The sequence below is a fragment of the Neobacillus sp. KR4-4 genome (assembly GCF_042136325.1).
Taxonomy (GTDB): Bacteria; Bacillota; Bacilli; order Bacillales; family Cytobacillaceae; genus Neobacillus.
This window is the reverse complement of the sequence record NZ_JBHHJU010000006.1, coordinates 16,979-37,235: the sequence shown is the minus strand read 5'-3', so window position 1 is coordinate 37,235 and position 20,257 is coordinate 16,979. Positions and strand designations below refer to the sequence as shown.

23 protein-coding genes and 2 riboswitches are annotated in these 20,257 nt (G+C 40.4%); of the genes, 21 read left to right on the top strand and 2 right to left on the bottom strand.

Going from position 1 to position 20,257, the window contains the following annotated elements; genetic code table 11:
• The first annotated feature begins 55 nt into the window (after window positions 1-55).
• The 19 genes from gcvH to yunB all read left to right on the top strand — a co-directional run bounded on the left by gcvH (window position 56) and on the right by yunB (window position 16,969).
• Complete coding sequence (gcvH, locus tag ACE198_RS08295; protein ID WP_026567855.1) at window positions 56-439, top strand: glycine cleavage system protein GcvH; 384 nt, start codon at window positions 56-58, stop codon at window positions 437-439.
• Between the two features lie 107 nt (window positions 440-546).
• Complete coding sequence (locus ACE198_RS08290) at window positions 547-786, top strand: YusG family protein (protein WP_098572369.1); 240 nt, start codon at window positions 547-549, stop codon at window positions 784-786.
• Between the two features lie 142 nt (window positions 787-928).
• Window positions 929-1,285, top strand: a complete 357-nt coding sequence (locus ACE198_RS08285) for a toprim domain-containing protein (RefSeq protein ID WP_026567857.1) — start codon at window positions 929-931, stop codon at window positions 1,283-1,285.
• Window positions 1,286-1,292: 7 nt separating this feature from the next.
• Window positions 1,293-1,601 (top strand): thioredoxin family protein, encoded by a 309-nt coding sequence (locus tag ACE198_RS08280; protein ID WP_251457985.1) that lies wholly within the window; start codon window positions 1,293-1,295, stop codon window positions 1,599-1,601.
• 215 nt (window positions 1,602-1,816) lie between these two features.
• Window positions 1,817-2,176 (top strand): hypothetical protein, encoded by a 360-nt coding sequence (locus tag ACE198_RS08275; protein WP_375375198.1) that lies wholly within the window; start codon window positions 1,817-1,819, stop codon window positions 2,174-2,176.
• Window positions 2,177-2,259: 83 nt separating this feature from the next.
• Window positions 2,260-2,371, top strand: a riboswitch (SAM riboswitch).
• A gap of 69 nt (window positions 2,372-2,440) precedes the next feature.
• Window positions 2,441-3,757: an O-acetylhomoserine aminocarboxypropyltransferase/cysteine synthase family protein gene (locus ACE198_RS08270; RefSeq protein WP_375375197.1), complete on the top strand. Its 1,317-nt coding sequence runs from the start codon at window positions 2,441-2,443 to the stop codon at window positions 3,755-3,757.
• A 118-nt stretch (window positions 3,758-3,875) separates the two neighbouring features.
• A riboswitch (SAM riboswitch) is annotated at window positions 3,876-3,985 on the top strand.
• A 169-nt stretch (window positions 3,986-4,154) separates the two neighbouring features.
• Window positions 4,155-5,180, top strand: a complete 1,026-nt coding sequence (locus ACE198_RS08265; RefSeq protein WP_375375196.1) for a methionine ABC transporter ATP-binding protein — start codon at window positions 4,155-4,157, stop codon at window positions 5,178-5,180.
• A gap of 34 nt (window positions 5,181-5,214) precedes the next feature.
• Window positions 5,215-5,844, top strand: coding sequence for a methionine ABC transporter permease (locus ACE198_RS08260; RefSeq protein WP_375375298.1), 630 nt, complete (start codon window positions 5,215-5,217; stop codon window positions 5,842-5,844).
• A gap of 13 nt (window positions 5,845-5,857) precedes the next feature.
• Entirely contained in the window at window positions 5,858-6,703 is an 846-nt protein-coding gene (locus tag ACE198_RS08255) for a MetQ/NlpA family ABC transporter substrate-binding protein (RefSeq protein WP_098572374.1), read from the top strand.
• Window positions 6,704-7,084: 381 nt separating this feature from the next.
• Entirely contained in the window at window positions 7,085-7,870 is a 786-nt protein-coding gene (gene sufC, locus ACE198_RS08250; protein WP_026567865.1) for a Fe-S cluster assembly ATPase SufC, read from the top strand.
• A 21-nt stretch (window positions 7,871-7,891) separates the two neighbouring features.
• Window positions 7,892-9,202, top strand: coding sequence for a Fe-S cluster assembly protein SufD (gene sufD, locus ACE198_RS08245; RefSeq protein WP_375375195.1), 1,311 nt, complete (start codon window positions 7,892-7,894; stop codon window positions 9,200-9,202).
• Entirely contained in the window at window positions 9,202-10,431 is a 1,230-nt protein-coding gene (locus ACE198_RS08240) for a cysteine desulfurase (RefSeq protein WP_375375194.1), read from the top strand. Before sufD ends, ACE198_RS08240 begins: the two co-directional genes overlap by 1 nt.
• Window positions 10,421-10,858, top strand: coding sequence for a Fe-S cluster assembly sulfur transfer protein SufU (sufU, locus tag ACE198_RS08235; protein WP_098572377.1), 438 nt, complete (start codon window positions 10,421-10,423; stop codon window positions 10,856-10,858). Before ACE198_RS08240 ends, sufU begins: the two co-directional genes overlap by 11 nt.
• A gap of 55 nt (window positions 10,859-10,913) precedes the next feature.
• The gene (sufB, locus tag ACE198_RS08230; RefSeq protein WP_098572378.1) at window positions 10,914-12,311 is read left to right on the top strand and encodes a Fe-S cluster assembly protein SufB; all 1,398 of its coding nucleotides are present in this window, start codon (window positions 10,914-10,916) and stop codon (window positions 12,309-12,311) included.
• A gap of 311 nt (window positions 12,312-12,622) precedes the next feature.
• Window positions 12,623-13,468 carry a DUF72 domain-containing protein gene (locus ACE198_RS08225; RefSeq protein ID WP_375375193.1) on the top strand — a complete coding sequence of 282 codons (846 nt, stop codon included), beginning with the start codon at window positions 12,623-12,625 and terminating at the stop codon, window positions 13,466-13,468.
• Window positions 13,469-13,489: 21 nt separating this feature from the next.
• Entirely contained in the window at window positions 13,490-14,311 is an 822-nt protein-coding gene (locus ACE198_RS08220; protein ID WP_375375192.1) for a sulfite exporter TauE/SafE family protein, read from the top strand.
• Between the two features lie 7 nt (window positions 14,312-14,318).
• A complete protein-coding gene (locus ACE198_RS08215) occupies window positions 14,319-15,671 on the top strand; it encodes a bifunctional metallophosphatase/5'-nucleotidase (protein ID WP_375375191.1) in 1,353 nt (450 codons plus the stop codon).
• A 64-nt stretch (window positions 15,672-15,735) separates the two neighbouring features.
• Complete coding sequence (locus ACE198_RS08210) at window positions 15,736-16,038, top strand: YunC family protein (protein ID WP_098572382.1); 303 nt, start codon at window positions 15,736-15,738, stop codon at window positions 16,036-16,038.
• A 130-nt stretch (window positions 16,039-16,168) separates the two neighbouring features.
• A complete protein-coding gene (yunB, locus tag ACE198_RS08205) occupies window positions 16,169-16,969 on the top strand; it encodes a sporulation protein YunB (RefSeq protein WP_375375190.1) in 801 nt (266 codons plus the stop codon).
• 21 nt (window positions 16,970-16,990) lie between these two features.
• Here yunB and ACE198_RS08200 read toward each other — a convergent pair whose 3' ends face one another.
• Window positions 16,991-17,989 carry a M23 family metallopeptidase gene (locus ACE198_RS08200; RefSeq protein ID WP_375375189.1) on the bottom strand — a complete coding sequence of 333 codons (999 nt, stop codon included), beginning with the start codon at window positions 17,987-17,989 and terminating at the stop codon, window positions 16,991-16,993.
• A gap of 202 nt (window positions 17,990-18,191) precedes the next feature.
• Here ACE198_RS08200 and lipA point away from each other — a divergent pair, with 202 nt between their 5' ends.
• Window positions 18,192-19,109 carry a lipoyl synthase gene (lipA, locus tag ACE198_RS08195; RefSeq protein WP_251457958.1) on the top strand — a complete coding sequence of 306 codons (918 nt, stop codon included), beginning with the start codon at window positions 18,192-18,194 and terminating at the stop codon, window positions 19,107-19,109.
• A gap of 109 nt (window positions 19,110-19,218) precedes the next feature.
• Here the strand turns inward: lipA and ACE198_RS08190 are convergent, their stop codons facing one another.
• Window positions 19,219-19,839 (bottom strand): YhcN/YlaJ family sporulation lipoprotein, encoded by a 621-nt coding sequence (locus ACE198_RS08190; protein ID WP_098572385.1) that lies wholly within the window; start codon window positions 19,837-19,839, stop codon window positions 19,219-19,221.
• A 124-nt stretch (window positions 19,840-19,963) separates the two neighbouring features.
• On the opposite strand from ACE198_RS08190, the gene ACE198_RS08185 reads away from it, so the two are divergent.
• Window positions 19,964-20,230, top strand: a complete 267-nt coding sequence (locus ACE198_RS08185) for a YutD family protein (RefSeq protein ID WP_373561672.1) — start codon at window positions 19,964-19,966, stop codon at window positions 20,228-20,230.
• Window positions 20,231-20,257: the final 27 nt, after the last annotated feature.

The following is a 20,257-nucleotide window of genomic DNA, read 5'->3' as shown; positions in this document are numbered from 1 at the left end:
GAATCGATTTATTTCGATGATAGATTTTTAGAAAAAACAATGGAGGGATTTAGCGATGAGTACACCAAAAGAATTACGTTATTCAGAGGAACATGAATGGGTTAAGGTTGAAGGAGAAAAAGTTCGTGTCGGGATTACTGCGTTTGCACAGCATGAACTAGGAGATATCGTTTTTGTTGAGCTTCCAGAAGTGGGCGATGAAGTAACTGCCGACGAACCATTTGGTAGCGTAGAGTCTGTAAAAACTGTATCTGAGCTTTATGCACCTGTCAGCGGTAAAGTCGTGGAAGTGAATGAAGATTTAAGCGACAGCCCTGAATTTGTTAACGAATCACCATACGAAAAGGCATGGATGATTGTGATTGAACTATCTGACAGCAGCGAACTTGATAAGCTTATGACTGCTGAACAATATGAAGAAATGATCAAAGAAGACTAAAAAATAGGAAAAGGCACCTTGTCAAGGTGCTTTTTCTCTTAAATTCCCACTTTTTCTTCTACTATTTTTGGGAAACCTATAATAAATATATTGAAGAGGGTGGGAGCGTGGCATTAAAGCAGCAAAGGATAGACGTAACCGATCGGGTTATTGGCAAAATGAAAAATGGAGAAATGGAATTGTTTCTTGATAATACGCCAATTGGAAAAATGAAATTGACAGATCACATGCAGGTGGAATTAGAGCATCATTTTGAAGTGGAACAGCAGAAGATTTATCAACACCTGACGACAACTGAAGGGTCGGATGCTAAGTATACTGATTGTGATGAGGGCGGCTGGTGCTAGCTGAGTAACTTGGGTCTATAGTCACAAGCCTATTTTTTCAAAAGACAATAATGATATGGTTAACATAGTCAGAAGAAGGCACACGTAATCAATATTTTAGAATATGTTAACATAAAACAACTTCTAATACAGGTGATGGATGATGAATGATTCGTATGTTGACAAAGTTCTTATTGTCGAAGGAAAGTCGGATAAAAATAAGGTAAAAAAAATCGTGAAGGAACCAGTTGAAATCATTTGTACAAATGGGACCATCAGTATTACAAAATTAGATGAATTGATTGATTTCCTTGAAGATAAGGATGTCTATATTCTTGTCGATGCTGACTTCTCCGGTGAGAAACTTCGCAAGCAATTAAAACGCGAGTTACCCCAAGCCGAACATTTATATATCGACCGAATGTATCGTGAGGTAGCGACCGCACCAGTTCACCACTTAGCCACCGTACTATTAGGTGCAAATATTGATGTGCATACTGAATTTTTAGAAATGGGTTAAACGATAAATGAACGAATGGAATCGAATAGAATTATCTTCCTTTATTGAAGGGAAGGCAACTGGATTAGTGTATTTCTATACACCAATGTGCGGGACCTGTCAGGTAGCTTCAAAAATGCTCCAGGTCATCGAGGAACTAGTAAAGGTAGATATGGGTAAAATGAACCTAAACTTCTATCCAGACCTTGCTAGGGAATATGAAATTGAAAGTGTTCCTTGCTTGTTATTGGTCGAGGCTGGAGAAGTAAAAGAAACACTCTACGCCTTCCACTCCGTACCTTTTTTACTTGATAAAATAAAACAACAGATATTATAAGAGCAGATGTACATGTGCATCTGTTTTTTTTATGAATCCCAACCTTACGGACAAACCTCGTTGAAAAACCATGAAAATTCCGATATCCGACATATTTCTCAGGAAATTCTCTCGCCACTGCCCTGCTAAGTAGATAATTGTCGACCAATTTAAAGAGGATTTCTGGCCTATGTCTTGTATAGTAAATATAAGAGCATAGACCGGAGTGATGGAAGATGATAGAGGTATTGAAAACCTTTCAATTAGCAATCAAGCAGCAAGGGCATTTACTGCCATTACTTGAGCATATCCATACAAGAGTGAATTTAATTTGTGAACAAAATACCTATCAAATCTTCATGAAGGATAGGGAAATCTTCATCCTCCATGATAGCAAAGAGACTCAAACAATACCTGAGATTCGTGGGGATCTTTATGCGATGAGACAGCTGCTTACAGGGGAGGAAAGGTTGCGGACTCTTGAACGAAACGGTCAATTAAGTATTTCTGCTCCTATCCGCACAACCTTATTACTAGAGTCTATCTTCTATTTAACTAAAACGCAGGAACATATCGCGAAAATTACAAATTTTTAATCAAACCTATTGACTCGGAATTAAAATTTAGATAACATTATAATATAGAATATTTAGCTAATTATTACAATTTCATCAATACATTCTTATCGAGAGCGGCGGAGGGATTGGCCCTTTGATGCCCAGCAACCGGTTTACTACACATAATAACACGGTGCTAAATCCAGCAGAGCAATCAGCTCTGGAAGATGAGAAGTGTGAAGCCCCTCTTCTCTGAAGCAGGGGTTTTTGTATGGTGAGTTATCAAAAAAAGGAGGAAGCAAGATGAGTGAAAATCAAAAGAAATATCGTTTTGAAACATTAAGTGTCCATGGCGGCTTAACTCCAGATCCGGTAACAGGGGCCCGCGCTGTTCCGATTTACCAAAACAATGCATATCAATTTAAGAATACTGAGCATGCTGCAAACTTATTTAGCTTAGCAGAATCTGGATACATATACACACGAATACACAACCCAACGACCACTGTATTTGAAGAAAGAGTCGCTTTATTAGAAGGCGGTGTTGGTGCCTTAGCAGTGGCGAGCGGAATGGCCGCCATTACTCTTGCCATTTTAAATATTGCTGAGGCTGGCGATGAAATTGTTTCGGCTTCCAATCTCTATGGAGGCACCTATAATTTATTTGCAGTGACCCTTCCGAAATATGGAATTAACGTGAAATTTGTAGATCCAGAAAATCCAGAAAACTTCCGCCAAGCGATCACTGCCAAAACAAAAGCAGTCTTTGCGGAAACAATTGGTAATCCAAGCCTGCGCATCCTCGATATTGAAAAAGTGGCTGAAATTGCCCATGAAGCAGGTGTACCACTAATCGTTGACAATACTTTTGCCACTCCATACCTTTGCCGCCCAATTGAACATGGAGCAGATATTGTCATTCATTCCGCTACTAAGTGGTTATTAGGGAACGGAACGACAACGGGCGGAATTATTGTTGATGGCGGTAAATTCGATTGGAATTCTCCAAGATTCCCAGGCTTTACAACACCAGATGCAAGCTACCATGATTTGGTTTATGCAGAAGCCTTAGGCGCGGTGGCTTATATTATCAAAGCACGTGTCCAATTGCTTCGTGATCTAGGGCCGGCATTAAGTCCGCAAAATTCCTTCCAGTTTGTCCTTGGACTTGAAACTCTGCATGTCCGGATGAAGGAGCATGTCGCAAATACTAAAGAAGTCGTCGATTACTTAACTAACCATCCTGCCGTAGAATGGGTTTCCTATCCTGGTCATCCATCCCATCCTGATTATGAACTAGCTAAAAAGTATCTACCAAAAGGTGCCGGTTCGATGGTGGTATTCGGAATTAAAGGCGGAAAAGAAGCAGGGGCTAAATTAATTGATTCCATCACACTTTGGGCACATGTGGCCAATGTTGGTGATGCAAAAAGTTTAATTATTCATCCGGCCAGCACCACTCACCAGCAATTAGATGCCCAAGGCCTGATCGCTGCAGGTGTAACAGAGGATTTAATTCGCCTATCCATCGGGATCGAGAATGTAGAAGATCTGATTGAAGACCTAGAGTCGGCTATTGTTTCGGCAACTGGTTTAACTTCATTAAACATTAATGCCTAAACTTATTTTATTGAATAAGAAACTATTTCATTGACACCCCTTTTTATCCGTGATACGATACTTTTGTAATATAGTTACTTAAACAAATTCACGTTTGAATTAAATATAGGAATTGATACTCTTATCAAGAGAGGTGGAGGGATGTGCCCGATGAAGCCCGGCAACCGTCAATATTTATTATTGAAATGGTGCCAATTCACACAAAGCGTTTGCTTTGGAAGATGGGAGAAAGGATTATTATTTATGATGCCTTTCTGCCTGCGCAGAAAGGCTTTTTATTTTGATAACATAGAATCTTTTCGTAAAAAAAGTCAAACCCTATATTAGATTAAACGGTATATTACAAAAAAAATCTTTCAGAATTTTAAGGTAAATTGGATAAAAAGCAGGTGATACAATGATTTCTATAAAAAGTGTTCAGAAAATTTTTCCCTCCAAGCAGGGTCAGCTTAGAGCCGTTGATGATGTAAACCTAGAAATTCAAGATGGTGAAATTTTCGGGGTAATTGGATACAGTGGTGCTGGTAAAAGTACATTGATTAGAATGTTAAATGGTTTGGAACTGCCGACCAGTGGGACCGTAACCGTTGCTGGCCGCGTGGTTTCAAAAATCAAAGGGGCTGAACTTCGAAAAGCCCGGCAAGAGATCAGTATGATTTTTCAGCATTTTAACTTATTGTGGTCAAGAACCGTTAGTGAAAATATTGCTTTTCCCTTAGAAATTGCAGGCATCAAAGGTCCTGAGCGCCAAAAAAGAGTAAGTGAACTAATTAAATTAGTCGGCCTGGAAGGTAGAGAGAATGCTTATCCATCCCAGTTAAGCGGCGGACAAAAGCAACGTGTTGGGATTGCAAGGGCGCTTGCCAACAATCCGAAAGTACTTCTTTGTGATGAAGCTACTTCTGCCCTCGACCCACAAACGACCGATTCTATTTTGGAATTGTTAGTTGATATAAATAAAAGGCTCGGTCTGACTATTGTTCTTATTACCCATGAAATGCATGTAATCCGCAAGATTTGTCACCGGGTTGCCGTCATGGAAAGTGGAAGGGTCGTCGAACTTGGACAAGTATTAGATGTATTCAAAAATCCACAGCAGTCGATTACGAAACGATTTGTCCAGCAGGTAACCGAACCAGAAGAAACGAAAGAAACTGCTGAACATTTAATTGAACGTTATCGTTCCGGTCAAATTGTTCAACTAACTTTTATTGGGGAGTCTGTTGAACAGCCGATCATTACAAATGTCATTCGCCATAATAACGTGACCGTTAATATCTTGCAAGGGAAGATTTCACAAACCCAAAGCGGGTCCTATGGAACCTTATTCATTCATATTGATGGGGACGAAGCAGAAGTCAATAAGGCAGTCGACTATATTCGTTCACAGCAAGTAGGAGTGGAGGTGGTTACAAGTGAATAGTAAACCGTATTTCGAAGATTTTGATTGGCCGGCAATGTGGGAAGCAACGAGACAAACTCTTTATATGACAGGGATTTCCGTTGTGGCTACATTTATTCTTGGTATCCTGCTTGGATTGTTGTTATTTCTTACTTCAAAAGGAAGTCTCTGGAGTAATAAACCCATTAATGTGGTCATTAGCGGCGTGGTAAATATATTCCGGTCCATTCCTTTTATTATTTTAATTGTCTTATTAATCCCGTTTACAACGATACTTTTCCGAACCATGATTGGTGAAAATGCCGCATTGCCAGCATTGATTATTGGTGCCGCACCATTTTATGCTAGGATGGTGGAAATTGGCCTCAGGGAAATTGATAAAGGCGTGATTGAAGCAGCAAAGTCAATGGGTGCAACAACAAGTACGATCATTTGGAAGGTTCTTTTACCAGAATCGATGCCAGCGCTGGTCTCTGGAATAACCGTAACCGCGATTGCTCTTGTTGGTTATACAGCAATGGCAGGAGTCATTGGAGCAGGTGGTTTAGGAAATCTTGCCTATCTTCAAGGCTTTCAACGAAATCAAAACGATGTAACTTTAGTCGCAACCATCATTATTTTAATTATTGTGTTTATCATTCAGTTTATCGGTGATTTTATCACTTCAAAATTAGATAAAAGATAAAGGAGAGGTCAAAATGAAAAAAATATTAAGTTTATTGTTAGCATTGTCTATCGTATTTGTTGTCGCAGCTTGCGGCAAGTCAGAGGAAAAATCAGAAGGAACTACTGGTGGCAAAGAAGCAGAAACTACAAAATTAGTGGTTGGAGCATCTAACGTTCCCCATGCAGAAATCCTTGAAAAAGCAAAACCGCTTTTAAAAGAAAAAGGCATTGACTTAGAAATCAAAACATTCCAAGATTATGTATTACCAAACAAAGCATTGGCATCAAAAGAACTTGATGCAAACTATTTCCAGCACATTCCTTACTTAAATTCTCAAAATAAAGAAAATGGTTATGGCTTTGTTAATGCTGGCGGTATCCATATTGAGCCAATCGGTGTTTATTCAAAGAAATATAAAAAGTTAAGTGATCTTCCAAAAGGTGCACATTTAATCATGAGCAACTCTGTAGCTGACCATGGCCGTCTTCTTTCTTTACTTGAAAAAGAGGGAGTTATCAAATTAAAAGAAGGCATTGATAAAACGAAAGCAGAATTAAAAGATGTTGTTGAAAATCCTAAAAACCTAAAGTTTGATACCAACTATGAAGCAGCATTACTTCCAAAAATCTATAATAATGGCGAAGGTGACGCGGTCCTAATCAATTCTAACTATGCGATTGATGCAGGCTTAAACCCAGTTGAAGATTCCATCGCCATTGAAGACAAAGAATCACCTTATGTAAACGTGATTGCTGTCCGCAGCGGTGACGAAAATAAAGACAGCATCAAAACATTAGTGGAAGTTCTACATTCAAAAGAAATTCAAGACTTCATTCTTGAAAAATACAAAGGTGCCGTTGTACCGGTTTCTGAGTAACTTATAAATAGGAAGAAAGTCAGTGTGTTAAACACTGGCTTTTTCTATGCCGATGCCTAAAACGGTATACATTTAAACAGTTTCATTGGGTAAAAATAGGAAGACCATTAGACCCGAATTCCATTGGCAAAAAGTAATAAAATGAGGTATGATTTTACTCGAGTGCATTTTCCTTATTTAGGATTAATCAGAATTTTCATTAAAAATACCCTTTCATTCTCATTTGATACTAGCTTAATGAAAATAGGTGCTATGTTTTTACTGTTTAAGAGTTGCTAATACATTTCATTTGTTATAAGATTGGAATGAGAATAAAATGAGAATAGGGTTATCAAACGACCCGATTACATGATACAACACTTTCTCTTTGGAGGTATAGATATGGCTGGATCAACGTTAACGATCAAAGATTTACATGTAGCAATTGATGGGAAAGAAATATTAAAAGGTGTAAACCTTGAAATAAAGGGTGGAGAAATCCACGCAATCATGGGACCAAATGGAACAGGTAAATCCACTTTATCTTCTGCCATTATGGGCCATCCAAAATATGAAGTAACAAGCGGATCTATCACTCTAGATGGACAAAATGTTCTTGAAATGGAAGTAGATGAGCGTGCACGGGCTGGGCTATTCCTAGCAATGCAATATCCAAGTGAAATTAACGGCGTAACAAATGCCGATTTTTTACGTTCAGCACTAAATAGCCGTCTTGGTGAAGGAAATGAAATTTCATTAATGAAGTTTATCCGTAAAATGGATAAGCAAATGGAATTCCTTGAAATGGACCTTGATATGGCACAACGTTATTTAAACGAAGGCTTCTCCGGCGGTGAGAAAAAACGTAACGAAATCTTGCAATTAATGATGTTAGAACCAAAAATTGCAATCCTAGATGAAATTGACTCCGGACTAGATATCGATGCCCTAAAGGTAGTATCAAAAGGAATCAATGAAATGCGCGGCGAGGATTTCGGCTGCTTAGTGATTACACACTATCAACGTCTTTTAAACTATATCACTCCAGACCATGTGCATGTAATGATGCAGGGCCGTGTTGTAAAATCCGGCGGACCTGAACTAGCACAACGCTTAGAAGCTGAAGGATATGACTGGATCAAACAAGAACTTGGAATTGAAGATGAAACAGTTGGGCAAGAAGCGTAAGAGAGGGTTAGGAGGATTACAATGACAACAGAAATCAAATTATCATTTGATCAGGAAAATGTCCGCTCTTTTTCAAAAGAAACGAGCGAGCCGGCTTGGTTCGAGGAGCTCCGTCTTAAAGCATTAGCTGATTTTGAGCAGCTTCCAATGCCAAGACCTGATAAAACAAAGATTGATAAATGGAACTTCACCCAGTTCACTCAACATACAGTATCAAGTGCTCCCATCACTTCTCTTGCTGAATTACCAGAAGAGGTAAAAGCATTAATTGATATGGAAGCCGAAAATAAAAATTTATATATTCAACGAAATCAAACTCCAGCTTTTTTATCTTTATCTGAAGAGCTAAAAAGCCAAGGTGTTATTTTTACAGATATCTTTACCGCTGCGAAGGAACATGGTGACGTCCTGAAAAAGTATTATCTTACTCAGGCCATCAATGCCGATGAACATCGCTTAACTGCCCTGAATGCGGCACTGGTTAACGGAGGAGTTTTCTTATACATTCCGAAAAATGTAGAAGTTTCTGAACCGATTCAGGCCGTGTTTGTGCAGGATGATGCCGAGGCGAATTTGTTTAACCATGTAATCGTTGTGGCTGAGGATAATAGTGCGGTGACATATGTTGAAAACTACATTTCCACCGTGGAAACTTCTAATGCATTAGTTAATATTTTGACGGAAGTCATTGCGAATGTTAACGCAAGCGTACGTTACGGTGCTGTTGATACCTTGGCTAAAGGTATTACGACATATGTAAATCGCCGCGGCGTTGTTGGCAGAGATTCTAAAATTGAATGGGCCCTTGGTTTAATGAATGAAGGAAATACCATTTCAGAAAATACAACGAACCTTCTTGGCGACGGTTCGTCAGGCGATACAAAAACGGTTGTTGTCGGACGTGGTGACCAAACACAGAACTTTACCACAAAGGTTGTACACTTCGGAAAACATACCGTCGGAAATATCTTGAATCATGGTGTTGCTAAGGATAGTGCTACATCGATTTTTAATGGAATTGGTAAAATTGAGCATGGTGCATCTAAATCAGATGCAGAGCAAACTTCCCGTGTTCTGATGCTAAGTGAAAAAGCACGCGGCGACGCTAACCCGATTCTTTTAATTGATGAAGATGATGTCGTAGCTGGCCACGCAGCATCTGTAGGTCGTGTGGATCCTGTTCAACTTTACTACTTAATGAGCCGCGGAATTCGTAAAGAAGAAGCAGAACGCTTAGTCATTCATGGATTCTTAGCCCCTGTCGTTAACCAGTTACCGATTGAAGGAGTAAAGAAACAGTTAACTGAAGTAATTGAAAGGAAAGTACGCTAATGAATATCAGGGATATTCGCGCACAATTTCCAATCTTAGATCAAGAAGTCAATGGGAAGCCATTAGTATACTTGGATAGTTCGGCAACATCTCAAAAACCCATCCAAGTAATCGAGGCGGTTGAAAAATATTATCGTGAAATTAATTCCAATGTCCATCGTGGTGTGCATACACTAGGAACAAGAGCAACGGATGCTTACGAAGGGGCAAGGGAAAAGGTCCGTAAGTTTATCAATGCCAAGTCTACTCAAGAAGTGATTTTTACAAGAGGAACAACAACCTCTCTTAATACCGTAGCTGCAAGCTATGCGGCGGCGAATTTAAAAGCAGGCGATGAAATCGTCATTACGTATATGGAGCATCACAGCAATATTATTCCGTGGCAGCAAGTGGCAAGACGGACCGGTGCTCAGTTGAAATACATTCCATTACAAGAAGATGGAACCATTTCACTTGATGACGTTCGTGCAACGATTACTTCAAACACGAAAGTCGTTTCTGTTATGCAAGTATCCAATGTCCTTGGCGTCATTAATCCAGTCAAAGAGATAGCGCAAATTGCTCATGAAAACGGAGCAATTATGGTTGTCGACGGGGCTCAAAGTGCACCGCATATGAAGATTGATGTTCAAGATTTAGATTGTGATTTTCTTGCTTTTTCTGGACATAAAATGTGCGGTCCGACCGGCATTGGTGTCCTTTATGGAAAAAAACATCTGCTCGAAAACATGGAACCCATCGAGTTCGGCGGTGAAATGATTGATTTCGTGCAATTGTATGAATCAACATGGAAAGAACTGCCATGGAAGTTCGAAGGCGGTACACCAATCATTGCTGGGGCCGTTGGTCTTGGCGCTGCCATCGACTTTTTAAATGAAGTGGGCTTAGACCAAATTGCCGAACATGAACATAAACTTGCAGCTTATGCGTTAGAAAAAATGGCAACTGTAGAAGGTATGACTATTTATGGTCCTCTTGACCCAGCGAAGCGGGCAGGACTAGTCACCTTTAATATCAGTGATGTTCATCCACATGATGTGGCAACTGTTCTAGATGCAGAAGGAATTGCGGTTCGTGCTGGACATCATTGTGCCCAGCCGCTAATGAGATGGCTAAAAGCCTCCGCAACAGCACGTGCAAGCTTTTACCTATACAACACAGAAGATGATATAGATAAACTTGTTGAAGGACTTGTTAAAACAAAGGAGTATTTCAGCGATGTCTTCTAATTTAGATAATCTTTACCGTCGGGTGATTATGGACCATTATAAAAATCCACGTAATCGTGGCGTTTTAGAGGATGGCAGTCTGACGATTAATATGAATAACCCCACATGTGGGGACCGGATTCAATTGACCCTTAAAGTGGTTGATGGAATCGTGGTTGACGCAAAGCAAGAAGGCGAAGGCTGTTCGATTTCCATGTCATCCGCTTCAATGATGACCCAGGCGATTAAAGGGAAAACGATTGAAGAAGCGTTAAAACTTTCAACAATCTTTTCTGACATGATGCAAGGCAAAGAGTATGACGAAGATATCGATTTAGGTGATATCGAGGCACTTCAAGGGGTAGCTAAATTCCCAGCCCGCATTAAATGTGCGACATTAGCTTGGAAAGCAATGGAAAAAGGATTGAAAGAAGAGGAAAAAGAATAGGATGAAATAGGGCATTTTTAGGCCTTATTCGTTTAAGAAATGGAGGAACACGACGATGGCGAAAAAAATGCCGGAAATCGGTGATTATAAATATGGTTTTGCCGATAAAGACGTTTCCATATTCCGATCTAAGCGTGGTTTAACATCTGAAATTGTAGAAGAAATTTCTAAATTGAAGAATGAACCACAATGGATGTTAGACTTCCGTTTGAAGTCGCTTGAGCATTTTTACAAAATGCCAATGCCACAATGGGGCGGCGATCTAAACGCATTAAACTTTGATGAAATTACTTACTATGTAAAACCATCTGAGAAATCCGAGAAGTCTTGGGATGAAGTACCTGAAGAAATCAAGGCTACGTTCGATAAACTGGGAATTCCTGAAGCGGAGCAAAAGTACCTTGCTGGGGTATCTGCACAGTATGAATCTGAGGTAGTTTACCACAACATGAAGGAAGAACTTGAAGATCTAGGAATTGTCTTTAAAGATACGGATTCTGCTTTACGGGAAAATGAAGATATTTTCCGCGAACACTGGGCAAAAGTTATCCCGCCAACAGATAACAAATTTGCAGCCCTTAACTCGGCTGTTTGGTCTGGCGGCTCGTTCATCTATGTACCACCGGGTGTGAAAGTGGATACGCCATTACAGGCATATTTCCGCATCAACTCCGAAAATATGGGTCAATTTGAACGTACATTAATCATTGTTGATGAAGGCGCGCATGTGCATTATGTTGAGGGCTGTACAGCACCAGTTTATACAACGAACTCCCTGCACAGTGCTGTCGTTGAGATTGTGATTAAAAAGGATGCTTACTGCCGTTATACAACGATTCAAAACTGGGCGAACAACGTCTTTAACCTTGTTACTAAGCGTGCGGTTTGTGAAGCAAACGCGACAATGGAATGGATTGATGGTAACATCGGTTCGAAATTAACGATGAAGTATCCAGCCGTTATTTTAAAAGGTGAAGGCGCACGTGGTATGACACTTTCTATCGCAATTGCTGGTAAAGGTCAGCACCAAGATGCTGGTGCAAAAATGATTCATTTAGCACCAAATACATCATCAACGATTGTTTCGAAGTCCATTTCTAAGCATGGCGGGAAAGTAACTTACCGCGGTATCGTTCACTTCGGTCGTAAGGCTGACGGAGCCCGTTCTAATATCGAATGTGATACCTTAATCATGGATAACAAGTCGACATCAGATACGATTCCTTACAATGAAATCTTAAACGATAACATTTCACTTGAGCATGAAGCGAAAGTTTCGAAGGTATCTGAAGAGCAGCTCTTCTACTTGATGAGCCGTGGGATCTCAGAACAAGAAGCTACTGAAATGATCGTAATGGGCTTTATCGAGCCGTTTACAAAAGAATTACCAATGGAATATGCCGTTGAAATGAACCGTCTCATTAAGTTTGAGATGGAAGGTTCTATCGGATAATCGTTTTATAAAAAAACCCGCTTGCCGAGGATGGCAGGCGGGTTTTTTGTGCTGGAGATTGGGGATACTCTCGGATGGGTATGGGATACTCTCGGATGGGTATGGAATACTCTCGGATAGGGTTGGAATACTCTCAATAGCCACAAACACTGGCGGATAGAACCGCTTTACTGGCGGATACCACCCCAATACTGGCGGATACCACCCCGATACTGGCGGATACCACCCCATTACTGGCGACAACCACCTTTTCAAAAATTACCACCTTCCAAAAATGGTTATGCTATTATTAATAGTTGGAGGTGAGTTTTTTGATCTATATCGGCGTAACAGGCTGGGGCGATCATGACAGCTTATATCCAGGTCAGATATCCTCACGGGACAAGCTAAAAGCCTATGCGGGACATTTTCCTATCGTTGAAGTAGATTCGGCCTTTTATGCGATTCAGCCGAAAAGAAATGCTGAAAAGTGGGTCAATGAAACACCGGCCGGCTTCCAGTTTATCGTCAAAGCCTACCAAGGAATGACCGGACATATGCGCGGGGAAATTCCTTTTGAAAACAAACAAGCGATGTTTAGTGCTTTCAAAGAATCGCTCGAGCCTTACATAGAAACCAATAAATTAGCCATGACCCTCTTTCAATTTCCACCCTGGTTTACATGTTCGAGAGAAAATGTCCAATACCTAAGATGGTGCAAGCAGGAAATGGGGGATATTCCATCTGCATTAGAATTCAGACATCAATCCTGGTTTGTCCCCCAGTATCGTCAAAAAACCATTGAGTTTATGAGAGAACTAAAATGGATCCATAGCATTTGCGATGAGCCGCAATCAGGAGAAGGGTCCATCCCAATGGTATTGCAGTCAACCACTCCTGAGAAGGTCCTCGTCCGTTTCCATGGCCGTAATTTTCATGGCTGGCAAAAACGAATCGGAGTGGATTGGCGCGAGGTTCGTTATCTTTACCGCTATAACCAACAAGAGTTAGAAGAATGGGCAAACTCCATTCAAGAATTAGCTAAAGACTCGAAAGATATCTATCTCCTTTTTAACAACAACTCTGGCGGAGATGCTGCTGATAATGCAAAGGAAATGATCAAACTTTTGCATCTCGAATACAAGGGGCTTGCTCCACGCCAGTTGGACCTACTATAAAAAGTTAGGAGAAGAAATAACATGGAATGGATCATAATCGTATGTATCGGTATAATCGGAAGCTCTTTAGGCTCGCTCATTGGTTTAGGAGGCGGGATTGTAGTTGTTCCCTCATTACTTTATTTATCAACCCTGCCAGCATTTGGGCATATAACCCCTCAGGTTGCGGTCGGAACCTCCCTTTTTACGATGATTTTCACAGGACTTTCCTCCACCTTAGCGTATATGAAACACAAGACCATTGATTATAAAAGCGGCTTGATTTTTCTGATTGGCAGCGGTCCTGGGAGTATTTTAGGTGCGTGGGTAACAGAAGGGTTACAAATGAAGACCTTCAATATCTTTTTCGGGTTATTTATTATTTTTGTTTCGATAATTTTATTATTAAAGGATAAATTAAAGCCATTGCCATATAAGAAGGACCGGGGAATCGTCCGCACGTTTATCGATAATCGAGGGAATACCTCAGAATATGGATATAATCCAGTGATCGCCATTTTGATTTCCTTTGTTGTAGGTTTTATCTCAGGGATTTTCGGGGTGGGCGGCGGCTCCTTACTGGTTCCAACGATGATTTTGATTTTCTTTTTTCCGCCCCATGTGGCGACGGCTACATCGATGTTTATGATTTTGCCAACTTCAATACTAAGTTCGATTACGCATATTACCTTAGGAAATGTTGACTGGATATACGCCCTGGCATTAGTCCCTGGGGCGTGGATTGGAGCCCAAATTGGTGTTTATTTAAACACTAAGCTTACGAGTAAAACGATTGTCTTAATTTTACGAACGATTCTCATCGTTGTTGGGATTCGTTTAATTTATCAAGGAATTCTAGGGTAGGTACAGAATGGAAACCATACATATTTATCATACAAATGATGTCCACAGTCACATAGAAAATTGGCCGCGAATTAAGCAATTCTTATCAAATAAACATGAAGACCATCAGAAAAAGGATGAGGACATGTTTCTCTTTGACATTGGTGATTTTATTGACCGCTGGCATCCCTTCACAGAGGCTACCAAGGGAAAGGGTAACATCGACCTTTTAAATGAAAGCCATTATACAGCGGTAACAATCGGCAACAATGAAGGTGTTAACCTTCCTTACGACGACTTAAATACGCTTTATGAACATGCACAGTTTGATGTACTATTAGCAAACCTTTACCAGACAAATGATGGCTGCCCTGCCTGGGTAAAGCCATATAAGGTATATCAAACGAAAAAGGGAACAAGGGTAGGCGTCATCGGTCTTACCGCATACTTTTTCCATCTATATGGATTATTAGGATGGAAAGTAACTGAACCAATCAGCGAACTAAAAAAATGGATGGAACGATTAAAAGCTGAATCGGACATCATCATTTTACTTTCCCATCTCGGACTACAGGAGGATGAAGCAATCGCAGCTGCATTTCCTGATATTGATGTCATCTTAGGCTCACACACACATCACTTTCTTGAAAAAGGAAAGTTTGTAGGTAATACCCTCCTTGGTGCAGCAGGAAAGTACGGGCATTATGTCGGGCAAGTTACACTCAATCTGAACGAAGAAAAAACGATGATAAGTAAGGAAGCTCTTCTTTATGACTGGAAGGATCTGCCAATGGTTCGCAATGAGCAGGATCTAATTGATGGATATTTTTCAAAAGGAAAATCCTTATTAAATCAAAAAGTAACCACCTTAAAAACTCCCCTAAAATCCGAATTGTTTCAGGAAACGGAGTTTTCTCGCCTGCTTTGCAGAGCATTAAGGGAATGGTGTCAAACCGATTGTGCGATGATTAATGCGGGACTCCTCTTAGGCTCTTTAGAGGATGATGTAACGGTATACGATTTGTTAAAAATCTGTCCGCATCCTATAAATCCCTGTGTAGTGGAACTGACCGGTTTGGAATTAGAAAAGGTCCTGCGGGAAACAAAAAATGAAGCATTATTCACTAGAGAGATTAAAGGTCTTGGATTCAGAGGGACCCTATTAGGGGTATTTGTCTATGATCAAATTAGCTTCCAGGATGAAATCATCCTCGTAAATGGGATGCATTTGGAGCCTGAACGTAATTACAGTTTGGCTCTTCCTGACATGTTCACGTTTGGTCACTTTTTCAAAGAGGTACTGCCACATAAGGAAAAGAAATATTTCTTACCGGAATTTCTTCGCGATATTTTAAAGTGGAAATTACAAAGCCAATCATAGCCCTAAACACGCTTTTTCCTTTCTAATCATAATGTGATAGTGAGGAAAGGAGTGTGGGGAATCTGTGGTTGATCTATTACCCATTAATATAAATGGCCATATGTTTATCGGTGTTTCAGTTTTACTTCCGAAAACCACTTTGCTATCGATCTCAAATGATAAAGGGTATATCATGTGCGGCGCTTTAGACGTAGGGTTGTTAAACGATAAACTAAAGGATCGCAAAATAATTGCCGGCCGTGCCGTCGGAGTAAGGACCATTGAACAGCTTCTGAATGCCCCCTTAGAGTCTGTTACTGCCGAGGCTGAAGAATTAGGCATTCACCCTGGCATGATTGGCAGAGACGCATTATTAAAAATGATCTAAAAAGCTTGCTACAGACAGCAAGCTTTTTTCTATGAATGCGGATGGACATAACTCTCAATTCATTAAGAATATTTTTAGCCACTTTTTTAGGCTAGTTCCTCTTTTTAGAGCATACATATAGCTTGAAGGGGTGATTTTCTTGACGAAGTTTCGCAGACGGCGACCTAAAAAGGGACCGTTGCCTTTCCGTTATGTCATGCTATTGACGTTTATTTTTTTTCTATTCTCTACCGCGACTGGATTATGGCTTGTAAATAAGGGGATTGAACCTACTTTGATGAGGATTGCTACTTCTGAAACCCGAAATATTGCTTCATTAGTCATTAATAAGGCAATCACAAAGCGGACAACTGATACGGGGGAAGACAATGAGGTCATTGTGATATTGCCCAGTGAAAATGGAAAAGCTTCAAATGTTAAACTTAATACCGTTTATATAAACAGGGTCTTAGCGGAAACGACCGCACAAATTCAAAAGAACCTGAAAGCAGCCAAAAAAGGGGATCTGTCCTCACTGGAGCAGTTAACCGATGTAGAAATAGAAACGCAAAATTCGAATAAGGAAGACGGAATTATTTGGTATGTCCCGCTTGGTCAAGCAACGAATATTTCATTATTAGGAAATATTGGGCCAAAAATTCCAGTCAAGTTTCATGCCATTGGTGAAGTGGAGCCAGATGTAAAAATTGAAACGAAAGAAGTGGGGATTAATAATACCTGGGTCGATGTTTCCATTCATATTGTAGTCTCCGTCCAAATCATCACTCCCTTTGCTACGAAGATCACAAAGCTGACGCAAAGTATCCCTGTTGATGGATCGCTCATCCAAGGAGATGTTCCGCAATTCTATAATGGCGGCGGCGGTATTACCCCATCGATTCAACTTCCTGATAAACAGACAGACACGAAGAAATCAGATACGAAAAAATAGGACGATCCACGGTGGAAAGTCCTATTTTTTGCGTGCATTCATCCGTTCCATCCGCTTCCATTTCGCTAAATGCGGGTATGGATCAAAAGACCATTCGGTGACACCGTTGTCTTTGTACATCCCGTAATGTAAATGGGGAGGAAATTTTCCTGAGGTACCTGGAGGGCCGTACCCGGAACTTCCTACACCGCCAATGACCATTCCCGGCTCTACCACTTGACCGATTTTTAAATCCTTAGCAAAACCGCTTAAGTGGGCGAAGTAATGATACGTATTATTAATATCGCGAATCCCGATTCTCCAGCCGCCAAATTTATTCCAGCCTTTCATTTCAACAATACCATAGTTAGTTGCTCGAACAGGAACGCCGTAGCCAGCAAAGATATCGGTGCCTTCGTGTATCCTGCGGCCGCCCCACCCACGGGCCGACCCCCACGTGCTCCTGTAACTGTGATTGCTGCGGATAGGAACGGGGAAGACTTGAGTATCCAAATCAATTCGGCCGAAATGCCGATATATTTTTGCTTTTCCAGCAATGATACTTACGGTTTTATCGCGATGATAGTAATTCCATAAGCCGATTTTTATATTATCATGATCGACACCGTAGGATAGGAGATATTTTGCAAACGCATAGAGGACATCCTCATCATTTTTAGCACTTGCCTTTCCATCGCCATCCCCATCTACCCCTTTCCCATCAAAAAATTGAATTGTGGCTGGGTTTTCTTCCAAAGGATTTGGATTGGTTAATCCAGACCATTCTTCTGGACGAAAATAAATGCCAATCACACTATCTGGTTTAGGTAAGTCTCTGCGGACCTGGCGGATGCTTCTTTCGTATTGATCAATGGCCGCTAAATAGTACCAAGGAATTTGTGTAACCGTTTCTACCTTCTTATACAGCTTCATTCGTTCTTGGTATGGATTCGGTTCATTTGCAGCGGCATGAACATCCGTAACAGCCAATGAAGTGCTAAGGAAAAAAAGAAAAGTTCCCAATAATAGAACAGCCCGCACAAGAATCCTCCTTCCAATTAATGTACAAGGTTAGTTTATGTTTTCTAAACCATTTCATAATGGTTAATAAATGGTAAACTTTTTAGGGGCTGATGAAAGCGGTTCATCAAGTTAATATTATCCGATATGCTTGTCGTTATTTTTTCCGTATGTTAAAGTGACAAGGAGGATCTATTTCTAGCTTCAAGGGGTGTATTCATTAATGAGTAAGAAAGAAGAGATTTTACGAAAACCGGATTGGTTAAAAATAAAATTAAACACAAATGAGTCTTATACGGGCTTAAAGAAAATGATGCGTGAAAAAAATCTTCACACAGTTTGTGAAGAAGCCCGCTGCCCTAATATTCATGAATGCTGGGCAGAAAGACGTACGGCAACCTTCATGATTCTTGGTGATACATGCACACGTGCATGCCGTTTCTGTGCCGTTAAAACTGGTTTGCCAACCGAGTTGGATTGGCAAGAACCAGAAAGAGTGGCAGACTCCGTTCAATTGATGAACTTAAAACATGTCGTAGTCACCGCCGTAGCCCGCGATGATCTTAGGGATGGAGGGGCAGCTGTTTTTGCTGAAACAGTCCGCGCTATTCGCCGCAAAAATCCATTTACAAGCATTGAAGTTCTTCCGTCTGACATGGGTGGGAAAGAAGAAAATTTACGTCTGTTAATGGACGCAAAACCTGATATCTTAAATCATAACATCGAAACGGTTAAACGAATGACCCCTAGAGTAAGAGCCAGGGCGAAATACGATCGTTCCCTTGAATTCCTTCGTCGTGCCAAAGAAATGCAGCCAAATATTCCAACAAAATCGAGTCTAATGGTTGGACTAGGAGAGACAAAGGAAGAAATTCTTGAAGTGATGGATGATTTAAGAGCAAATCACGTCGATATTATGACCATTGGTCAATATCTACAGCCGACCAAAAGTCATCTTAAAGTTGAAAAATATTATAGCCCAGATGAATTTAAAGAATTACAGCAAATTGCATTAAGTAAAGGCTTTAGTCATTGTGAAGCTGGCCCGCTAGTCCGGTCCTCCTATCATGCTGATGAGCAAGTGAACGCAGCAGCAAAACACAAGCAAATGCTTGGGGAAGAAAAAGCTCAAGAAGCCTAAAACAAAGAGTTCAGTCAAGTTGACTGAACTCTTTGTTTTGATGTCAGCTTCAGCACCTAGGGCTCAGGAGCAAAAGCCAATCTGTCCTGAACAAGGCGCATCTGCTTTTCTATTTATCATCAGCGGTTCGGCCATTTTCGTCCTCACTTGCATTTATCCGCTGTCCTTGTGGTGATTTTTTCATCTGTGTGATTAGCCCATTGACCAGATTCCGGGCATTTCGGCTTGTGGAATCAACATTAGCCAAATTTTCTACGTCTCTCCTTAACACTTTATTGTCAGTAACGTAGACATGGTAATACCTTGGAACGACGGACATCGCTGTTTTTTTCACTTGATCGGCAGTTAAATTGCGATCTTTTGAATCGGTAGTATAAGCAATTAACACTTCCTGGTCAGTGACAAGTGTGGATACATCATGTACATTGGGAATATCGGCACTTAATTTACTAATAATATTGGCTGCCTGTTCACGATCTAATGCAGAATAATGGTCATTAGCCGTATTATCGTTCATTAGTGGACTTTTTTGATGACGGACAAAACCGTAGTTATTACTAACATTACGGATTCCACGGCTTGCACCTTCATTGTAAAGGTCATGCCTTTTATTGTTGACATTAATGGTATTACCGCTTTCTTCATAGACATCTCGGTTGCTCATATCCTTAGTACAGCCTGTTAGGGCCGTTACCGTGCATAATCCCAAGATGATGACTAATTTTTTCAATGTAAACACCTCCTTTTCTTAGAATAGCCAATAAGGTGATTTTTTTTCTTAGTAATTGATGGGGAATCGGTTATAATGGGTAGTAGGAATTAGCTGGTAAAAGAGGTGAAATATCTTGATAATAATGAACAACACCGTTTATGAAATCGTCCAAGAACACCGAAACGGATTTAATGAAGAAGCCCTTAAAGCGAGATTTAGTGATATTTTAACAAGATATGATTATGTAGTGGGTGATTGGGGGTATGGACAACTCCGATTAAAGGGGTTTTTCGATGACCAAAACCCAAAAGCTACATTCGATACAAAAATTAGCACACTAAGTGAATATCTGTATGAATACTGTAATTTTGGCTGTGCCTATTTTGTCTTGAAAAAAGTGAAAAAATAAAAGAAGGGCTGAACTTTCTGGCCCTTC